18 protein-coding genes are annotated in these 17,736 nt (G+C 57.6%); 17 read left to right on the top strand and 1 reads right to left on the bottom strand.

Going from position 1 to position 17,736, the window contains the following annotated elements; genetic code table 11:
• The first annotated feature begins 105 nt into the window (after window positions 1-105).
• The 14 genes from phnF (at window position 106) to phnE (NR177_RS04000) (ending at window position 11,512) form a co-directional block, all read left to right on the top strand.
• The gene (gene phnF / locus NR177_RS04065; protein WP_063880091.1) at window positions 106-819 is read left to right on the top strand and encodes a phosphonate metabolism transcriptional regulator PhnF; all 714 of its coding nucleotides are present in this window, start codon (window positions 106-108) and stop codon (window positions 817-819) included.
• Window positions 819-1,268 (top strand): phosphonate C-P lyase system protein PhnG, encoded by a 450-nt coding sequence (phnG, locus tag NR177_RS04060; RefSeq protein ID WP_063880090.1) that lies wholly within the window; start codon window positions 819-821, stop codon window positions 1,266-1,268. The genes phnF and phnG overlap by 1 nt, the downstream gene beginning before the upstream one ends.
• Window positions 1,265-1,849, top strand: coding sequence for a phosphonate C-P lyase system protein PhnH (gene phnH / locus NR177_RS04055; protein ID WP_096010757.1), 585 nt, complete (start codon window positions 1,265-1,267; stop codon window positions 1,847-1,849). The genes phnG and phnH overlap by 4 nt, the downstream gene beginning before the upstream one ends.
• Window positions 1,840-2,916 (top strand): carbon-phosphorus lyase complex subunit PhnI, encoded by a 1,077-nt coding sequence (locus NR177_RS04050; protein ID WP_256852338.1) that lies wholly within the window; start codon window positions 1,840-1,842, stop codon window positions 2,914-2,916. Before phnH ends, NR177_RS04050 begins: the two co-directional genes overlap by 10 nt.
• A complete protein-coding gene (locus NR177_RS04045) occupies window positions 2,909-3,757 on the top strand; it encodes an alpha-D-ribose 1-methylphosphonate 5-phosphate C-P-lyase PhnJ (RefSeq protein ID WP_013026274.1) in 849 nt (282 codons plus the stop codon). The genes NR177_RS04050 and NR177_RS04045 overlap by 8 nt, the downstream gene beginning before the upstream one ends.
• Window positions 3,747-4,508, top strand: coding sequence for a phosphonate C-P lyase system protein PhnK (phnK, locus tag NR177_RS04040; protein ID WP_063880087.1), 762 nt, complete (start codon window positions 3,747-3,749; stop codon window positions 4,506-4,508). The genes NR177_RS04045 and phnK overlap by 11 nt, the downstream gene beginning before the upstream one ends.
• On the top strand, window positions 4,509-5,228 hold the full coding sequence (phnL, locus tag NR177_RS04035) for a phosphonate C-P lyase system protein PhnL (RefSeq protein ID WP_063880086.1): 720 nt from the start codon (window positions 4,509-4,511) through the stop codon (window positions 5,226-5,228).
• The gene (gene phnM, locus NR177_RS04030) at window positions 5,225-6,361 is read left to right on the top strand and encodes an alpha-D-ribose 1-methylphosphonate 5-triphosphate diphosphatase (protein ID WP_109717298.1); all 1,137 of its coding nucleotides are present in this window, start codon (window positions 5,225-5,227) and stop codon (window positions 6,359-6,361) included. The genes phnL and phnM overlap by 4 nt, the downstream gene beginning before the upstream one ends.
• Window positions 6,361-6,897 (top strand): ribose 1,5-bisphosphokinase, encoded by a 537-nt coding sequence (gene phnN, locus NR177_RS04025; protein WP_096010752.1) that lies wholly within the window; start codon window positions 6,361-6,363, stop codon window positions 6,895-6,897. Before phnM ends, phnN begins: the two co-directional genes overlap by 1 nt.
• On the top strand, window positions 6,894-7,664 hold the full coding sequence (phnP, locus tag NR177_RS04020) for a phosphonate metabolism protein PhnP (RefSeq protein ID WP_063880083.1): 771 nt from the start codon (window positions 6,894-6,896) through the stop codon (window positions 7,662-7,664). The genes phnN and phnP overlap by 4 nt, the downstream gene beginning before the upstream one ends.
• A gap of 189 nt (window positions 7,665-7,853) precedes the next feature.
• Window positions 7,854-8,684 (top strand): phosphonate ABC transporter ATP-binding protein, encoded by an 831-nt coding sequence (gene phnC, locus NR177_RS04015; protein ID WP_096010750.1) that lies wholly within the window; start codon window positions 7,854-7,856, stop codon window positions 8,682-8,684.
• A 25-nt stretch (window positions 8,685-8,709) separates the two neighbouring features.
• Window positions 8,710-9,639 (top strand): phosphonate ABC transporter substrate-binding protein, encoded by a 930-nt coding sequence (phnD, locus tag NR177_RS04010; protein WP_096010749.1) that lies wholly within the window; start codon window positions 8,710-8,712, stop codon window positions 9,637-9,639.
• Window positions 9,640-9,770: 131 nt separating this feature from the next.
• Window positions 9,771-10,625, top strand: a complete 855-nt coding sequence (gene phnE, locus NR177_RS04005) for a phosphonate ABC transporter, permease protein PhnE (protein ID WP_063880081.1) — start codon at window positions 9,771-9,773, stop codon at window positions 10,623-10,625.
• 2 nt (window positions 10,626-10,627) lie between these two features.
• Entirely contained in the window at window positions 10,628-11,512 is an 885-nt protein-coding gene (phnE, locus tag NR177_RS04000; protein ID WP_256852337.1) for a phosphonate ABC transporter, permease protein PhnE, read from the top strand.
• Here the strand turns inward: phnE (NR177_RS04000) and NR177_RS03995 are convergent.
• Window positions 11,466-14,066 (bottom strand): ATP-binding protein, encoded by a 2,601-nt coding sequence (locus tag NR177_RS03995; protein ID WP_256852336.1) that lies wholly within the window; start codon window positions 14,064-14,066, stop codon window positions 11,466-11,468. The two genes, phnE (NR177_RS04000) and NR177_RS03995, sit on opposite strands and share 47 nt — an antisense overlap.
• A 144-nt stretch (window positions 14,067-14,210) precedes the next feature.
• On the opposite strand from NR177_RS03995, the gene NR177_RS03990 reads away from it, so the two are divergent.
• From NR177_RS03990 to NR177_RS03980, 3 genes are all read left to right on the top strand, one after another.
• Entirely contained in the window at window positions 14,211-15,725 is a 1,515-nt protein-coding gene (locus tag NR177_RS03990; RefSeq protein ID WP_063880078.1) for a sugar ABC transporter ATP-binding protein, read from the top strand.
• 10 nt (window positions 15,726-15,735) lie between these two features.
• Window positions 15,736-16,716: a COG4158 family protein gene (locus tag NR177_RS03985; protein WP_063880077.1), complete on the top strand. Its 981-nt coding sequence runs from the start codon at window positions 15,736-15,738 to the stop codon at window positions 16,714-16,716.
• 71 nt (window positions 16,717-16,787) lie between these two features.
• Entirely contained in the window at window positions 16,788-17,726 is a 939-nt protein-coding gene (locus NR177_RS03980; RefSeq protein ID WP_063880076.1) for an ABC transporter substrate-binding protein, read from the top strand.
• Window positions 17,727-17,736 lie beyond the last annotated feature (10 nt).

The raw sequence follows: 17,736 nt of genomic DNA, 5'->3' as shown, positions 1-17,736 counted from the left end.
CGTCACCGTCTCGTCACCTCGCTGTCATCTGATCCCGTCAGTCTGTTTCCATCCCGCAGCACCTTCGCTGCGAAATCCCTCTACTGATGTGAGGATTTAATTGTGATGGAGTTATCCAGACATCCGACCACTGTGTATCAGGCTGTCGCAGCGCAACTGGAGCAGGCTGTTCAGGAACGCTACCGCAGTGGTGACTATTTACCCTCCGAGCAGCAACTGGCCGATCACTATGCGGTAAACCGCCATACGCTGCGTCGGGCGGTCGACGAGCTGGTCAATAAAGGCCTGCTGCAACGCCGCCACGGTGTTGGGATTTTGGTGTTGATGCGCCCCTACGACTATCCGCTGCATGCCCAGGCCCGCTTCAGCCAAAACCTGATGGAGCAGGGCAGCGATCCCACCAGTGAACGTCTGCTGGCGGTGCTGCGCCCGGCCAGTGCCGATGTGGCCGCGGCACTTGGGGTGAGCGAAGGCAATGACGTGATCCACCTGCGTACTCTGCGCCGTGTAAATGGTCTGCCGGTCTGTCTGATCAATCACTTTCTTGCCGATCTCAGCTGGTGGCCGCAGCTGCAACGCTTCAACAGCGGTTCACTCCATGACTTTCTGCAGCACCATACCGGCAAGCAGCTGGTGCGCAGCCAGACGCGTATCAGCACCCGCCGGGCGCAGGCAAAAGAGTGTAAACAGTTGGAAATCGCGCTGCATTCCCCGCTGTTGTGCGTGCGTACCCTGAATAAAACCACCGATGGCGCGATGGCGGAATACTCCGTCAGCCTGACCCGTGGCGACATGATCGAACTGACTCTGGAGCACTAATGAAACAGCAAACGGCCCGCCAGCACTGGCTTTCGGTGTTGGCTCACAGCAGCGCAGCCGAGCTTGACGCGCACTGGCAGCCGCTCAACCTCAAGCCTGAATTTACCCTGATCCGTCCGGCTGAAATTGGCCTGACGCGCCTGCAGGCCCGCATGGGCGCTACCGGCAAGCGTTTTGTGGTCGGCGATGCCACCGTGACGCGCGCAGTCGTGCGGCTTAACGATGGCACCCTGGGTTACAGCTACCTGCTCGGGCGGGATAAAGCCCATGCCGAACGTTGTGCGCTGATGGATGCCCTGTTGCAGCAGACAGAAACCGGTGAACTGCTGCAGGAAAAAATTATTACCCCGCTGGCGGCCTCACGTGAAGAGCAGCGTCAGCTGCGCGCACGTGAAATTGCCAGCAGCAAAGTGGACTTCTTTACGCTGGTACGCGGAGACAATGAATGACTTTACTGGCAAGTTTTAATCATCCGGTTGCGGATGCGCAGCACGCCTTTCGCCGCATTCTGAAAGCCATGAGCGAGCCGGGCGTGATGGTTTCCCTGCCGCTGCAACAGGGCTGGGGCGCACTTTCGCCTGCCGCCACCGCCGTGCTGCTGACGTTGGTCGATCAGGAAAGCCCGCTATGGCTGGACCCGCAGGTGGATAATCAACAGCTGCGCGACAACCTGCGTTTTCATACCGGCGCTCCTGTTACCGACAGCAATGATGCGGCCTTTGCATTAAGCCACGCCGACGCTCAACCCAATCCAGGCGACTTCGCCGCGGGTGACAACCTGGCACCGGAAAAAAGCACCACGCTGATTATTGAAGTGCCCTCGCTAAACGGTGGCCTGGCGCTGCGATTGTCGGGACCTGGGCTGCGTGAAGCCCGCGCCATTGCGCCACAGCTGCCAGAAAGCGTGCTCGAATACCTGCGCGCCCGGCCCCATCCGTTTCCTCAGGGCGTTGATCTGATTTTCACCTGTGGCGAAGCGATGATGGCGGTGCCACGCACAACAAATGTTGAGGTGTGCTCATGTACGTAGCGGTGAAAGGGGGCGAAAAAGCCATTGCGAATGCCCACCATCTGCAGGCCGACTTGCGCCGGGGCGATCGCGCCGTAGCGGAACTCTCCTGCGATCAGATTGCACAGCAGCTTGGGCTGGCGGTGGATCGCGTGATGACGGAAGGCGGGATTTACGATCCCTTGCTGGCGGCGTTGGCGATTAAACAGGCCAGCGGTGACCTGGTAGAGGCGATTTTCCTGCTGCGTGCTTATCGCACGACCTTACCGCGCCTGGCACAAAGCACGCCGTTAGCCACCAGCAGCATGCGGATTGAGCGGCGTATCTCGGCTGTGTATAAGGACTTACCCGGCGGCCAGGTTTTAGGCCCGACCTACGACTACAGCCACCGCCTGCTGGATTTTACCCTGATGGCTAACGGGGAAACGCCGCTTCCGCCGCGAAGCGAGCAGGCACTGCCTGAGCACTGTCCGCATATGTTCAGCATGATGAGCGACGAAGGCTTAGCACAGAGTGAAAGCGACGACGGTAGCGAACCGACGGATATCACCCGCGAGCCAATAGGCTTTCCCGCTTCGCGCGCCGCGCGGCTGCAACAGTTGGTGCGCGGTGATGAAGGTTTTTTGCTCTCTCTGGGCTACTCCACTCAGCGTGGCTATGGGCGAACCCATCCGTTTGCCGGTGAAATCCGCACCGGCTATGTCAGCGTCAGTGTTTGCCCGGAAGAGCTGGGATTCGAACTGGAAATTGGCGAAATGCTGCTGACCGAGTGTGAAATGGTCAACGGATTTACCCACGACGGTGAAAGCGCGCCGCACTTCACGCGCGGCTATGGTCTGGTATTTGGTCGGGCAGAGCGAAAAGCCATGTCCATGGCGCTGGTGGATCGCGCGTTACAGACCCGCGAGCACAATGAACGTATCACCAGTCCGGCTCAGGATGAGGAGTTTGTGCTGTCCCATGCGGATAACGTCGAAGCCGCGGGATTTGTTTCCCACTTAAAACTGCCGCACTACGTCGATTTCCAGGCCGAACTGGAACTGCTGAAACGTCTGCGCCAGGACTATCAGGAGCAGCAAAATGGCTGAGCTCAGCGGCTATAACAACGGTTACCTCGACGAACAAACCAAACGCACGATTCGCCGTGCCATCTTAAAAGCCGTCGCGATTCCGGGCTATCAGGTGCCGTTTGCCGGACGTGAAATGCCCATGCCTTACGGCTGGGGCACGGGCGGGATTCAAATCACCGCCAGCGTGATTGGTGATAAAGATGTGCTGAAAGTCATCGACCAGGGCGCAGACGATACCACCAACGCCGTTTCTATTCGCCGTTTCTTCCAACGGGTCAGTGGGGCCGCCACCACCGAACGCACGGTCGATGCCACCCTGATCCAGACGCGCCACCGTATTCCCGAAACGCCGCTGGAGGAAGATCAGATTCTGATTTTCCAGGTGCCGATTCCTGAGCCGCTGCGTTTTATTGAGCCGCGCGAAACGGAAACCCGCACCATGCATGCGCTGGAAGAGTACGGCATCATGCAGGTCAAACTGTATGAAGATATCGCCCGCTTCGGTCATATCGCCACCACCTATGCCTATCCGGTGAAGGTCAACGATCGCTATGTGATGGACCCGTCGCCGATTCCCAAATTTGATAACCCGAAAATGCACATGATGCCGGCGCTGCAGCTGTTTGGTGCCGGACGCGAGAAGCGCATCTATGCCTTGCCGCCCTATACCAAAGTCGAAAGCCTCGACTTCGACGATCATCCCTTCACCGTGCAGCAGTGGGACGAACCCTGTGCGCTGTGCGGATCGCGTCACAGCTACCTGGATGAGGTGGTGATGGACGATCAGGGAACGCGAATGTTTGTGTGCTCAGATACCGATTTTTGCCACCAGCAGCAGGAACAACAACATGCACAGTGAACAACCGCTGCTCGCGGTCAATAACCTCACCCACCTTTATGCACCGGGAAAAGGCTTCGAGGAGGTCAGCTTTGATCTCTATCCGGGCGAGGTGCTGGGGATTGTGGGGGAGTCGGGTTCCGGCAAAACCACCTTGCTGCGTAGCCTGTCTGCCCGGCTGGTGCCGCAGGCGGGCGAGATTCATTACCTGCAGCGCGATCTCTATCAGATGAGTGAAAGCGACCGTCGCCGGTTACTGCGTACCGAATGGGGCGTGGTACACCAGCATCCGCTGGAAGGATTACGTCCTCAGGTCACGGCGGGCGGCAATATCGGTGAGCGTCTGATGGCTGTCGGCCACCGTCACTATGGTGATATCCGTGCAGAAGCCAGCCACTGGCTACAGGCGGTAGAAATCGCGGCTAACCGTATCGATGATCTTCCCACCACCTTCTCTGGGGGCATGCAGCAGCGTCTGCAAATCGCCCGCAATTTAGTGACCCAGCCGAAACTGGTGTTTATGGATGAACCGACAGGTGGGCTGGACGTCTCGGTGCAGGCGCGGCTGCTGGACCTGCTGCGTACCCTGGTACGTGAACTGAATCTGGCGGTGATCATCGTGACGCACGATCTGGGCGTGGCGCGCCTGCTGGCTCATCGGCTGCTGGTCATGAAGCAGGGCCGGGTGGTGGAAAGTGGGTTAACCGACCGCGTACTGGATGATCCGCATCATCCTTATACACAACTGCTGGTTTCATCGGTGCTTAACTAAATGGCGACAGCGACAATGAAGACGCAACTGCGCGTGGAAAATTTGTGCAAAACCTTTGTCCTGCACAATCAGAACGGTGCGGCACTGCCGGTATTGCAGGATGCCAGCCTCGATGTCAGTGAGGGGGAATGCGTGGTACTGCATGGGCATTCTGGCAGCGGTAAATCCACGCTGCTGCGTGCCCTGTATGGCAACTATCAGGCCAACAGCGGCAGTATTTGGGTACAGCATCAGGGCGAATGGGTGGATATGGCGCAGGCGCCAGCCCGTCAGATTATCGCGATTCGCCGCGATACCATCGGCTGGGTCAGTCAGTTTCTGCGCGTTATTCCCCGCGTACCAACGCTGGAAATCGTCATGCAGCCCTTGCTGGAGCGCGGCGCTGAACGCGGCTTCTGTGAAGCGCGCGCCAAAGACCTGCTGACCCGGCTTAACGTACCGGAACGTCTCTGGGCCCTTGCGCCCTCGACCTTCTCCGGTGGGGAGCAGCAGCGCGTCAATATCGCCCGTGGTTTTATTGCCGATTATCCGGTGCTGCTGTTGGATGAACCGACGGCGTCGCTCGACAGCGTTAACAGCGCGGCGGTGGTAAGCCTGATCGAACAGGCGCGTGAGCGCGGTGCGGCGATTGTGGGGATTTTTCATGATGAAGCGGTGCGGGAACGTGTGGCGGACCGCCTGCACGTGATGCAGCCCTTCACGACAGGGGCAGAAGCATGATCATCAATAATGTAAAGCTGGTGCTGGAAAATGAAGTCGTAGCGGGATCGCTGGAGTTTCGTGAAGACCGTATTACCAACTTTAGCGAAACGACCAGCCAGCTTGCCAGCGCGCTGGATGGCGAAGGCGCGTATCTGTTGCCCGGCCTGGTGGAGCTGCACACGGACAACCTGGATAAGTTTTTCACCCCGCGTCCTAAAGTCGACTGGCCGGCACATTCGGCCATGAGCAGCCATGACGCGCTGATGGTGGCCAGCGGCATCACCACGGTGCTGGATGCTATCGGCGTGGGCGATGTGCGCGATGGCGGTCACCGGCTGGACAACCTCAGCAAAATGATTGGGGCTATTCGCGACAGTAATCGCAAGGGGCTAAACCGCGCCGAGCATTTATTACATCTGCGCTGCGAGCTGCCGCACCACACAACGCTGCCGCTGTTTGAAGCGCTGATCTCGTCACCGGAGCTGTCGCTGGTGTCGCTGATGGACCATTCACCGGGACAGCGCCAGTACGCATCGCTGGAAAAGTACCGCGAGTACTATCAGGGAAAATATCAGCTTAATGATGAGCAGATGGATGAGTTTGAGCGCGATCAGCTGGCGCTGGCCAAAGCCTGGTCACAGCCTAACCGTCTGGCGATTGCCGCGCTGTGCCGTGAGCATGGCATCGCCATTGCCAGTCACGATGACGCCACCGAAGCGCACGTGGAAGAGTCACACGGCGTGGGCAGCGCGATAGCCGAGTTTCCCACCACGCTGGAGGCGGCGAAGGCGTCCCGCTACCGCAATATGCAGGTGTTGATGGGCGCGCCGAATATCGTCCGTGGCGGCTCGCACTCCGGCAACGTTGCCGCCTGGGAGCTGGCGTCACACGGGATGCTGGATATCCTGTCATCGGACTATTATCCCGGCAGCCTGCTGGATGCGGCGTTCCGCCTGGCGGCAGATGAGCGTAACACGCTGTCTCTGCCGCAAACTATCGCGTTGGTTACCTGTAATCCGGCCCGGGCGCTGGGGCTGGAAGATCGTGGCGTAATTACCGAAGGCTGCCGTGCCGACCTGGTGCTGGCGCATACCCAACATGGTCATCCCCATATCCGCCATGTGTGGAGTAAAGGTCGGCAGGTGTACTGATGGCCCGGTTTATCTGGCTAACAGGTCCCTCCGGCTCAGGGAAAGACAGCCTGCTGGACCTGCTGCGCGAGGCACCGCCTGATAGCCTGCTGATTGCGCACCGCTACATTACGCGCCCCCACGATGTGGGGGGAGAAAACCATGTTGCCCTGACGGAAGCGGAGTTTATTCGGCGCGAGGCGCTGGGTTTATTTGCCGTTAGCTGGCAGGCCCACGGTTTTCGCTACGGCATCGGGCGTGAAATTGATAGCTGGCTTGAATGCGGGCAAAACGTGCTGGTAAACGGGTCCCGGCAGCATCTGGAACAGGTGCGCGCGCGTTACGGCGCGCAGCTGTTACCCTTGTGCATTGAGGTTTCCCCGTCGGTGCTGGCCGCGCGTTTACGGCAGCGCGGACGCGAAAATGAAGAGGCGATCGCCCAACGCCTGGCTCGCGCTGCGCAGCATCAACCAGAGGGCTGTTTACGGCTGAATAACGATGGCGCGCTGGCGGATACCGTACAACAGTTACGCCAGCTGCTGGCGCTGTCGCCATGAAACTGACCTTTCTCGGTACCGGCGGCGTGACGGGGGCACCGGTGTTCGGTTGTGACTGTCACGCCTGTTTACGCGCCCGCCAGCAGCCACGTTATAAACGTGCGCCCTGTAGCGCCCTGATTGAAGCCGGTCAGGCGCGTATTTTACTGGACGCGGGCTTGCCCCTGCTGGCCGAACGTTTCCAGCCGGGTGACATTAACCGGATTTTGCTGACTCACTATCATATGGACCACGTGCAGGGATTATTCACCCTGCGCTGGGGCGAAGGCAACGCCATTCCCGTCTGGGGGCCGCCGGATGAGAAGGGCTGTGACGATCTGTTCAAACATCCCGGACTGCTGGATTTCCGTCCATCCCTCACCCCTTTTGTTGCGGAGTCGTTCGGTGCGTTGCGGGTGACGGCACTGCCGCTGCAGCACTCCCGGCTGACGCACGGCTATCTGTTTGACTGGTATGGATCGCGTCTGGCCTGGCTGTGCGATACCTGCGGTCTGCCGCCCGATACAGCGGATTTTCTGCGCGGACAGACGCTGGATCACCTGGTGGTGGACTGTAACGATCCGCCCGGACAGGGTGGGCGCAATCATAACGATCTCACCGCAGCGCTGAAAATCATCGATGAACTGAAACCCCATCAGGCCTGGCTGATTCATTTGAGTCATCACATGGACAACTGGCTGGCAGAGCACGCCTTGCCTGCTCAGGTGCGCGCGGCTTACGACGGTTTGTCGTTGTCTCTCGGTGCCGATTTGCCTGTCACAGTTTAATCATCTAACCGTAATACAGCCTTCATCCCCCATGTTCTTAATATAGCGGTCTCTCGTCAGATTCCTGCGGCGTGAGCAACAGACGCAAGATAATGACGCACGCCAACCAGCACCGACCAGCGGTATAACGTCAACTCTGGATTCGGGGGGCGGGCGTACAGAACGTAAACTGTAATAGCGGAGTACATCATGGCACAGGCACTGCTTAAAACTGTGGTCGATAACGTCACGTCATTGACCCATTCAGGCGGGCAAAAAGTGTTGTCTGTTCAGGGATTGAGCAAAGCATACGCCAACAATAAGGTGCTCGATAACGTCAGTTTCGATTTGCATGCGGGCGAATTAGTGGCGGTAATAGGTCGCTCTGGCGCAGGCAAATCGACGCTGCTGCATATGCTCAATGGCACCATTTCCGCCTCACAGGGCGCGATTATCAGTCTGCACCACGGCGAGGCCGATCGGAATGTGGTGAATCTCAGCAGTCGGCAGATGCGTGAGTGGCGCACTCAGTGCGGCATGATTTTTCAGGATTTTTGCCTGGTGCCCCGCCTTGATGTGTTGACCAACGTATTGCTTGGCCGCCTCAGCCAGACGTCCACGCTGAAATCCTTTTTCAAAGTCTTCTCTGACGCCGATCGCGCCCGCGCCATTCAACTGCTTGAGTGGATGAATATGCTGCCCCAGGCGTTGCAGCGCGCCGAGAACCTCTCCGGCGGCCAAATGCAACGCGTGGCGATTTGCCGTGCACTGATGCAGAACCCAAAAATTCTGTTGGCGGATGAACCTGTCGCGTCGCTGGACCCTAAAAATACCACCCGCATTATGGATGTGTTGCGTCAGGTCAGCGGTCAGGGCATCAGCGTGATGGTGAACCTGCACTCGATTGAGCTGGTAAAAAGTTACTGCACGCGCGTCATTGGTATTCAGCGTGGTGTGGTGTTGTTTGACGGTCATCCTTCTGAACTCACCGACGGCCTGCTGCATCAGCTGTACGGTGACGAACTGAACCAGATCCACTAACTATCACAGCAAGAGAACAATGCTAATGAAAATGAGATCTTTCGCTTTATTGACTACAGCACTGCTTACCTTTGGCGTTAATGCAGCGGACGCACCGAAAGAACTGAATCTGGGTATCCTGGGCGGTCAGAACGCGACGCAGCAGATTGGTGATAACCAGTGTGTTAAATCGTTCTTCGATAAAGAGCTGAACGTGGATACCAAAATCCGCAACTCTTCCGACTATTCAGGCGTGATCCAGGGGCTGCTGGGCGGCAAAGTGGATCTGGTATTGAGCATGTCTCCCTCCTCGTACGCGTCCGTCTACATTCAGGACCCCAAGGCCGTTGATTTAGTGGGTATCGTTGTGGATGACAAAGATCAGTCTCGCGGTTACCACTCCGTGGTGATTGTGAAAGCCGACAGCCCCTACAAGAAGCTGGAAGATCTGAAAGGCAAATCCTTTGGTATGGCCGATCCGGATTCAACCTCGGGCTTCCTCGTGCCAAACCAGGCCTTTAAGAAGATGTTTGGCGGCACGATTGATAATAAATACAACAACTTCTTTTCAAGCGTGACCTTCTCCGGCGGTCATGAGCAGGACATTCTGGGCGTGCTGAATAATCAGTTTGACGGCGCGGTGACCTGGACATCCATGGTCGGTGATTACAACACCGGTTACACATCGGGTGCGTTTGGTCGACTGATCCGTATGGACCATCCCGATCTGATGAAGCAGATTCGCATCATCTGGCAATCGCCGTTGATTCCTAACGGTCCAATTCTGGTGAGCAATAAACTGCCAGCAGACTTTAAAGAGAAAGTGGTTGCGGCAATTAAAAAGCTGGATAAAACCGATCATGCCTGTTTCGTTAAAGCCGTGGGCGGCGCGCAGCACATTGGCAAAACCTCTGTTGCTGACTTTCAGAACATCATTGATATGAAACGCGAGCTGATGAAAGGCGCGCGCGGCTAACGGCAGGGCAGTGAGCTTTCCGTCCTCGTGCCGCCTCCAGCAAGGCAGGCGGCACGAGACAGCCGACGGGCTTGTCTGCACGTCAACCTTTCCAGGATGGCTTTGCCACACCTCAATCTGAGACATCTCCCGTGACCGACTTCGAACGTTATTATCAACGTATCCGCCGCCAACAGAAGCGTGACTCGCTCATCTGGTCTTTGGTGTTGGTGGTGCTCTATCTGGCGGCGGCCAATATGTCAGAGTTCAGTCTCGTGACCATCTGGCAATCGTTGCCGCACTTTTTCGATTACATCCGCGAAATTATCCCCGTTTTGCATCTGCCGCTGCTGTTTGCCGATGGCAAGACGGAAGGGTCGCTGGCCTACTGGGGCTATCGTCTGAACATTCAGCTCCCGCTGATTTGGGAAACCTTACAGCTGGCGCTGGCCTCCACACTGATTGCGGTCGTCATTGCAGGCGTACTGGCATTTTTTGCCGCCGACAACACGCAAACGCCCGCCAGCCTGCGCATCGGAATTCGTGCCTTTGTGGCGTTTTTACGCACGATGCCTGAACTGGCGTGGGCGGTGATGTTTGTCATGGCGTTTGGGATTGGCGCGATTCCCGGTTTTCTGGCGCTGGCTTTACATACCATCGGCAGCCTGACCAAGCTGTTTTATGAATCGATTGAATCAGCATCCGATAAGCCGGTGCGCGGGCTTGCCGCCTGCGGTGCCAGCAAGCTACAGCGTATGCGCTTTGCATTCTGGCCCCAGGTCAAACCTACCTTTCTTTCCTACAGTTTTATGCGGCTGGAGGTTAACTTCCGTTCGTCGACCATTCTTGGGCTGGTCGGGGCGGGCGGAATCGGTCAGGAGTTAATGACCAACATCAAACTGGATCGCTTTGATCAGGTCAGCATGACGCTGTTGTTGATTCTGATTGTGGTGTCGCTACTGGATACGGTTTCTGGCCGCCTGCGCCGCCGTGTGGTGGAGGAATAAATATGGTTACGTTGGCCCCTGATATCATGGCGATGAAGCAGCAGCATCCTGAACTCTTTGCCGCGCAAAACCGCTATCTGCGGCGTCTGGCTATGCTGGCACTGGCGCTGATGCTCTATTACGTCTTTTTCTTTATGGTGTACGGTATTGAATGGGGCCGCCTGCTGATGGGCTGTCAGCAGCTGGGGCGCTATTTCCTGCGCATGTTTGTCTGGCAGGACTTTGCCAACTGGCCCTTTGGCTACTATTTCTCTCAGGTAGGGATTACGCTGGCGATCGTATTTGCCGGTACGCTTACCGCCACCTTACTGGCGCTGCCATTATCCTTTCTGGCCGCACGTAATGTGATGCATGACCGGGCAGCCCGGCCCATTGCTTTCCTGATGCGTCGTCTGTTCGACATGCTGCGCGGGATTGATATGGCCATCTGGGGCCTGATCTTTGTGCGTGCGGTCGGTATGGGGCCACTGGCCGGTGTACTGGCCATTATCCTGCAGGACGTGGGACTCTTGGGTAAGCTCTATTCGGAAGGGCACGAAGCGGTAGAGCGTTCACCCAGCCGGGGGCTGGGGGCACTGGGCGCGAACAGCTTACAGAAGCACCGTTTTGGTATCTTCACCCAGTCTTTTCCGCAGTTCCTGGCGCTCAGCCTTTATCAAATCGAGTCGAATACCCGCTCAGCGGCGGTCCTCGGCTTTGTCGGCGCGGGCGGTGTCGGCCTGGTTTATGCTGAGAATATGCGCCTGTGGAACTGGGATGTGGTGATGTTCCTGACGCTGATTCTGGTGGTGGTGGTGATGATCATGGATACGATCTCAAGCCATCTGCGTAAGCGCTATATCATTGGGAAAGCGGTGCCGTTGTGGCAGCCGGACGGGCACGATTAAGCCGCGCGCTTCGCTGCCAGGCGCGCTGGAGCGCCTGTACCAGTTGCGCCTCCTGCCAGGGTTTTGCCAGCCGCTCACACAGCGGCAGCGTGACCGGCTGGTGGCGCAGGTCCTGACCGCTGATCAGTAACGTTGCCAGTTTCGGCCAGGTTTGCTGGGCCTGACGAATGACCTCGGCACCGTTTATCTCCCCCGGCAACATTAAATCACTGATGAGCAAATCGATATCCGGCGTCTGATGCAGAAGTGCCAGCGCCTCTTCACCGGTCGCGCACTCCAGCGTCAGATAACCCAACTGATGCAGGTGCTCACACAGGGTTTGCCGCACCGCCGGTTCATCATCCAGCACCAGCACCAGACGGTCATCGGCGGCATCGGGCTGAGCCGGAGCCGGCACGATGGGACGTGCCGCCGCGACATCAGGCGCACGCGGCAGCAACAGCCGTACCGTTGTGCCCTGGCCGGGCGCGGTTTCCAGCTCTACCTGTCCACCCGACTGGCGGACAAAACCGTAGACCATCGACAGCCCCAGCCCGCTTCCGGTGCCGGTGGTCTTGGTGGTAAAGAAGGGCTCAAAGACCTGGGCGCGCACGTCATCCGCCATCCCACAACCGTGATCGATCACCTCAATCGTCACCCGATCACGTTTTTCACCCTGTTCGCTTCGCCGCTGATTCCAGATGCGCAGGCGAATCTCGCCACTCTGTCCACCCATGGCATCTCTGGCATTGACCACCAGATTCATCACCGCATTCTCTAACTGGCTGGCATCTATCCAGGCTGGCCAGCCGGGCCGCTGTGCATCGATAATCAAATGCTGACCGGGCAGCAGCGAGTGCTGCAGTAGCCCCTGTAGATTCTCTATCAACGACACGACGGAAACCGCATGGGGATTCAGGGTTTGTTTGCGCGAAAAAGCCAACAGCCGCTGGGTCAGGAGTGCCGCTCTGTCCGCCGCCTGGCGTGCCCGTTCAATCCGGCTGGCAACAGGGCCGGGCGCAAGCTGCCCTTCGGTTAACGCCAGGCTGCCGATGATGACGGCCAGCAGATTATTAAAATCATGCGCGATGCCGCCGGTCAGTTGGCCCACCGCTTTCATTTTCTGGCTGTGCACCAGCGCTTCTTCCAGCACCTTACGCGAGGTGCGTTCCAGCACGGTATTAACCATTCCGCGCCGCGGCACGGGGCTAAAGCGCAGTTCCAGCGTCCGTCCGTCTGCCAGCCTGACTTCCTGGGGTTCCGCTAAATCGTGCAACTGCACATCAAGCTGCTCCAGCAATTGCTGATAGTGCATGCCGCGATGCAAATCCCGCGGGGCGATGCCCAGCAGTTGCGGATACTGCGCATTCCATACCACCAATTCCCCACTGTTATCGAAGAGGGCAAAACCATCGCGCATCGCCAGGAAGGTGGACTCAAGCTGGGTGCTTTTCTCTTTTAACAGACGTGAGGTATGCGCCAGAGAGGCGGTATTGCGGGCAAAAACGTTAAACGCGCGCGCCAGCTCACCCAGCTCATCCCGACGCTGCAATCCTGGTACGCTGACGTTCTGCTCTCCCTGCGCCAGCCGGGTCATCGCCCCCGCAATGGCGGTCAGGCTGGAGCCAAGGTTGCGGTAAATGTAGTAGCCGGTATACACGGTAATCGCCAACGCCAGCAGCGCAGAGAGCATGATAAATCCGCTCACCGAGTCGAGTTGGTGATGTGTCGCAATATTGCGCCTTTCTGTTTGCTGCGCCACCTGCTGTACGTAAGCAGTAATGTCGTCATTCAGCGCGGCCACCAGCGCTTTGATACGGTAGGTGGCGTAGGCGATGGCCAGATCGCTCTGTTCCAGATCCGCCGACAGCGGCGTCAGGCTTTGCAGAGCCTGCACCAGTTGCTGCACGTCGTCACCCAGCGTTCCTTGCGCCGTGACGCTGTGCCATGTGGTCATGACCTGCTGCAGCTGTTCAATCACCGCGGCTGACGAAGGGGTACGGATAGCGATATCCAGTAGCCTGCCGGTCTGCTGTCGCAGCTCCCTGTCGGGTGCACCTGCGGTCTGCCGCAGGGCCAGGTCGTTAATGCGTTCAAGCAGGAGCTGCGACTGCCATAAACCGCTTAACAACATATTGCGCTGCAGATGGCGCTCATGGCCGGTGCGTAACAGCAGACTGACCGACTGTTCAAGCATCAGGCTGCGCGCCCGCAGGCGTGCCACGCGCTCAGGCTCACGTGCGGCCAGCGGTGTGTTGGCCAGCAAAAAGAGCGAATGCTGCAAAGCCTGCTGATTCTGCTGTAATCGTCGCGATTCACTTTGATATTCAAGCGCACCGACCACCTGGGATAAGCGCACTGCCGTAATGGCGACGTTCGCGGTATCCCGCGCCAGGGCAAGGCTGCCGTTCATATCGGCCAGGGTTTGCGCCTGGGCTTGTTCCTGGATGGTGCCCGCATGACGAAAGCTGGTTACTGCCACCACGCTGACCATTAATGTGACGCATACCACCAACAAATGAGACAGCAACAGGCGACCGCGCGCCCCGACTTGCCACGGTGAACTGCGTTGCATAAAGACTCTCCGACCGTGCGATGATGAGCCGAGTATAGGAGCGAGCACAAGGCGAAATATGACAAATATGAATGACTTCTGACATTTTCCATTTATCTGGCCCTGCTTAACTCGCTGCTATTCATAACCAGCAGGAGCGGGTAGATGACAGCAAAGCCGATACTCGAAATGCGCGAGATCACCCGACGCTTTGGTAATTTTTACGCGTTAAAAGGGGTGGATCTCACCGTGTATCCCGGTGAGGTGCATGCGCTCATGGGCGAAAATGGCGCGGGTAAAAGCACCCTGATGAAGATACTGGCGGGTGCCTATACGGCCAGCAGTGGCGAGGTGTTAATTGATGGCAAGCCCTGGCAGTTGAAAGGGCCCAAAGAGGCGTTAGCTGCTGGCATCACGCTGATCTATCAGGAAATCAACCTGGCCCCCAATCTTACCGTGGCCGAAAACATCTTTCTGGGCAGTGAAATTACCCGGGCAGGCATGGTGAAACGCCACCAGATGGCGGACGAGGCGCAACAGGTGATCAACCGGTTGGGCGCACAGTTCAGCGCCACTGACAAAGTCAGCCGCTTGAGTATTGCCGAGCAGCAGCAGGTTGAAATTGCGCGCGCTTTGCACCGTAACAGCCGGATTCTGGTGATGGATGAGCCTACCGCCGCCCTGTCGAATCGTGAAACCGAACAACTGTTTGCCCTCATCAAACGTCTGCGCAGCGAAGGTATGGCGATTATTTATATCAGCCACCGCATGGCTGAAGTCTATGAACTGTCAGATCGGGTCAGCGTGCTGCGCGACGGGCAGTACGTGGGCAGCCTGACGCGTGACAACCTCAATGCCAGTGAGCTGGTGCGCATGATGGTGGGGCGTCCACTCAGTGACCTGTTTAACAAAGACCGCACGATTCCGCGCGGTGCCGTTCGCCTGGCGATCAACCACCTGTCCGACGGCGGCAAAGTCCATCCCTGTAGCCTGGAGGTTCGTGCGGGCGAAATCGTCGGCCTGGCCGGACTGGTGGGGGCCGGACGCAGTGAACTGGCACAGCTGATCTTTGGTGTGCACCGGCTTAAACAGGGTGAGATCTGGATCGATGGTCAGAAGGTGGCGATTCACTCCCCGCGTGAGGCGATTGCGCACGGCATTGGTTTTCTTACCGAGAACCGTAAAGAGCAGGGGCTGTTTCTGGAGATGGCCGCGCAGGAAAACATCGTGATGGCCACCCTGGAGCGTGATGCTAGCTACGGCATGCTTAACCGTCGCAAATCCCGAAAAATCGCCAGTGAGGCCATTTCGTCTCTCAATATTCGTGTGCCCCATGCGCTGGTACGCGCTGGCGGTTTATCAGGGGGCAATCAGCAAAAGCTGTTGATCTCTCGCTGGATCGCCATCGGACCCCGCATTCTGATTCTGGACGAGCCGACGCGCGGCGTCGACGTCGGCGCGAAAAGCGAAATTTACCGCATGATGCAGGATATGGCGCGGCAGGGCGTGGCCATTCTCATGATCTCCAGTGAATTACCGGAGGTCGTCGGCATGAGCGACCGGGTTTATGTGATGCATGAAGGGGCCATCGCCGGCGAGCTGGCGGGCGACCGGATCAGTCAGGAAAACATCATGACGCTGGCAACCGGTGCGCACAGCGCATCACCGCTTGAAGTATGAGGATAAAACAATGACACAAACGGCACCTGTTAACCCACCGACGATCAAGCGCGCTCTGATGGGCGACATCATGCAGACGGTGGGCATTTTACCGATTTTGATTTTAATCGTCGCAGTCTTCGGTTTTGTTACTCCTAACTTCTTTACCGAAGCCAATTTACTGAACATTACGCGCCAGGCTTCTATCAATATTGTGCTGGCCGCAGGAATGACCTTTGTCATTCTGACGGGCGGTATCGATTTGTCCGTGGGATCGATGCTGGGCACCACGGCGGTGGTGGCGCTGCTGACCTCGCTGGACCCGATGCTGGCGTCACTGACGATCCCAATGGCGCTGGGTGCCGGACTGGTCATGGGATTGTTTAACGGCATTCTGGTGGCCTGGGCCGGACTGCCGCCGTTTATCGTCACGCTCGGCACCTATACCGCTCTGCGCGGCGCGGCCTATCTGCTGGCCAACGGCACCACAGTCATCAATTCCGATATTAATTTTGAGTGGATAGGCAACGGCTATCTTGGGCCGGTGCCGTGGCTCATCGTCATCGCTTTTGCCGTCATCGCCATCTGCTGGTTTATTTTGCGCCGCACCACGCTGGGGGTGCATATCTACGCGGTGGGCGGCAACATCCAGGCGGCCCGACTGACGGGCATCAAAGTGGGCATGGTGCTGGTGTTTGTCTACGGCATGAGCGGGTTGCTGTCCGGGCTGGGCGGGCTGATGAGTGCGTCGCGTCTTTACAGCGCCAACGGCAACCTTGGCGTGGGCTATGAGCTGGACGCCATCGCAGCGGTCATTTTAGGCGGTACCAGTTTCGTCGGTGGCATCGGCACCATTACCGGCACGCTGATTGGGGCGCTGATTATCGCCACGCTGAACAACGGCATGACATTAATGGGTGTTTCCTATTTCTGGCAGTTGGTGATTAAAGGCGCGGTGATCATTATTGCCGTGCTGATCGACAAATATCGAACTCGTCATCATGTGGGCTGACAGGCCACATGCGCAGAGCAAACAAAGCGCCATTCAGCAGTTGGCAGATAAATAACAGCAGGAGAAGATCTATGCGTTTTAATCCGATTGTAACTGGGCTGCTGGCGGCAACGCTGTTCAGCGCCGGTGTGGCTCAGGCAAAAGAACTGAAATCTATTGGTGTAACCGTAGGCGATCTGGCTAACCCATTCTTTGTGCAGATCACTAAAGGTGCAGAGATGAAGGCGCGTCAGCTGGCCGGCGACAACGTTAAGGTCACGCTGGTCTCGAGCGGCTACGATCTCGGACAGCAGGTCGGTCAGATTGACAACTTTATTGCTGCCAAAGTGGACATGATTATCCTGAATGCCGCCGATTCAAAAGGGATTGCTCCCGCCGTTAAGCGCGCACGTGACGCCGGTATTGTCGTGGTCGCGGTGGACGTGGCCGCAGATGGCGCTAACGCCACCATCACCTCCGATAACACCCAGGCCGGTGAAATGGCCTGTAAATACATCGCCGATCGCCTGAAAGAGAAAGGCAACGTGGTGATTATTAACGGACCGCCAGTTTCGGCAGTACAGAACCGCGTGGAAGGCTGCATGACCGAGCTGAAACGCCATCCGGACATCAAGCTGCTCTCCTCTAACCAGAACGCTAAAGGCAGCCGTGAAGGCGGACTGGAAGTGATGACCGGCCTGCTGTCGGCAAATCCAAAAATCGATGCGGTGTTCGCCATTAACGATCCTACCGCTATCGGCGCAGACTTAGCCGCAAAACAGGCGCAGCGCAAAGAGTTCTTTATTGTCGGCGTGGATGGTTCGCCGGACGGCGAGGAAGCGCTGAAGCGTAAAAACTCGCTGTTTGCCGCCACGCCAGCACAGGACCCGCAGGTGATGGCAGCCAAAGCCGTTGAGATCGGTTACGACATTCTTCAGGGCAAACCGGCCCCGGATAAACCGGTACTGATCCCGGTGAAGTTAATCGATCGTAATAACGTCAGCAGCTACAAGGGCTGGACAGTGAAATAAACCGGCGCGC

Origin of the sequence: Pantoea sp. Fr+CA_20 (assembly GCF_024520835.1) — a bacterium.
GTDB classification, from domain to species: domain Bacteria; phylum Pseudomonadota; class Gammaproteobacteria; order Enterobacterales; family Enterobacteriaceae; genus Pantoea; species Pantoea allii.
This window is presented reverse-complemented; position numbering and strand designations above follow the sequence as displayed.

Bases quoted from the DNA above. Each gene is read 5' to 3' on its own strand.
- phnF (WP_063880091.1), top strand. From the start codon at position 106: ATGGAGTTATCCAGACATCCGACCACTGTGTATCAGGCTGTCGCAGCG.
- phnG (WP_063880090.1), top strand. From the start codon at position 819: ATGAAACAGCAAACGGCCCGCCAGCACTGGCTTTCGGTGTTGGCTCAC.
- phnH (WP_096010757.1), top strand. From the start codon at position 1,265: ATGACTTTACTGGCAAGTTTTAATCATCCGGTTGCGGATGCGCAGCAC.
- NR177_RS04050 (WP_256852338.1), top strand. From the start codon at position 1,840: ATGTACGTAGCGGTGAAAGGGGGCGAAAAAGCCATTGCGAATGCCCAC.
- NR177_RS04045 (WP_013026274.1), top strand. From the start codon at position 2,909: ATGGCTGAGCTCAGCGGCTATAACAACGGTTACCTCGACGAACAAACC.
- phnK (WP_063880087.1), top strand. From the start codon at position 3,747: ATGCACAGTGAACAACCGCTGCTCGCGGTCAATAACCTCACCCACCTT.
- phnL (WP_063880086.1), top strand. From the start codon at position 4,509: ATGGCGACAGCGACAATGAAGACGCAACTGCGCGTGGAAAATTTGTGC.
- phnM (WP_109717298.1), top strand. From the start codon at position 5,225: ATGATCATCAATAATGTAAAGCTGGTGCTGGAAAATGAAGTCGTAGCG.
- phnN (WP_096010752.1), top strand. From the start codon at position 6,361: ATGGCCCGGTTTATCTGGCTAACAGGTCCCTCCGGCTCAGGGAAAGAC.
- phnP (WP_063880083.1), top strand. From the start codon at position 6,894: ATGAAACTGACCTTTCTCGGTACCGGCGGCGTGACGGGGGCACCGGTG.
- phnC (WP_096010750.1), top strand. From the start codon at position 7,854: ATGGCACAGGCACTGCTTAAAACTGTGGTCGATAACGTCACGTCATTG.
- phnD (WP_096010749.1), top strand. From the start codon at position 8,710: ATGAAAATGAGATCTTTCGCTTTATTGACTACAGCACTGCTTACCTTT.
- phnE (WP_256852337.1), top strand. From the start codon at position 10,628: ATGGTTACGTTGGCCCCTGATATCATGGCGATGAAGCAGCAGCATCCT.
- NR177_RS03995 (WP_256852336.1), bottom strand. From the start codon at position 14,066: ATGCAACGCAGTTCACCGTGGCAAGTCGGGGCGCGCGGTCGCCTGTTG.
- NR177_RS03990 (WP_063880078.1), top strand. From the start codon at position 14,211: ATGACAGCAAAGCCGATACTCGAAATGCGCGAGATCACCCGACGCTTT.
- NR177_RS03985 (WP_063880077.1), top strand. From the start codon at position 15,736: ATGACACAAACGGCACCTGTTAACCCACCGACGATCAAGCGCGCTCTG.
- NR177_RS03980 (WP_063880076.1), top strand. From the start codon at position 16,788: ATGCGTTTTAATCCGATTGTAACTGGGCTGCTGGCGGCAACGCTGTTC.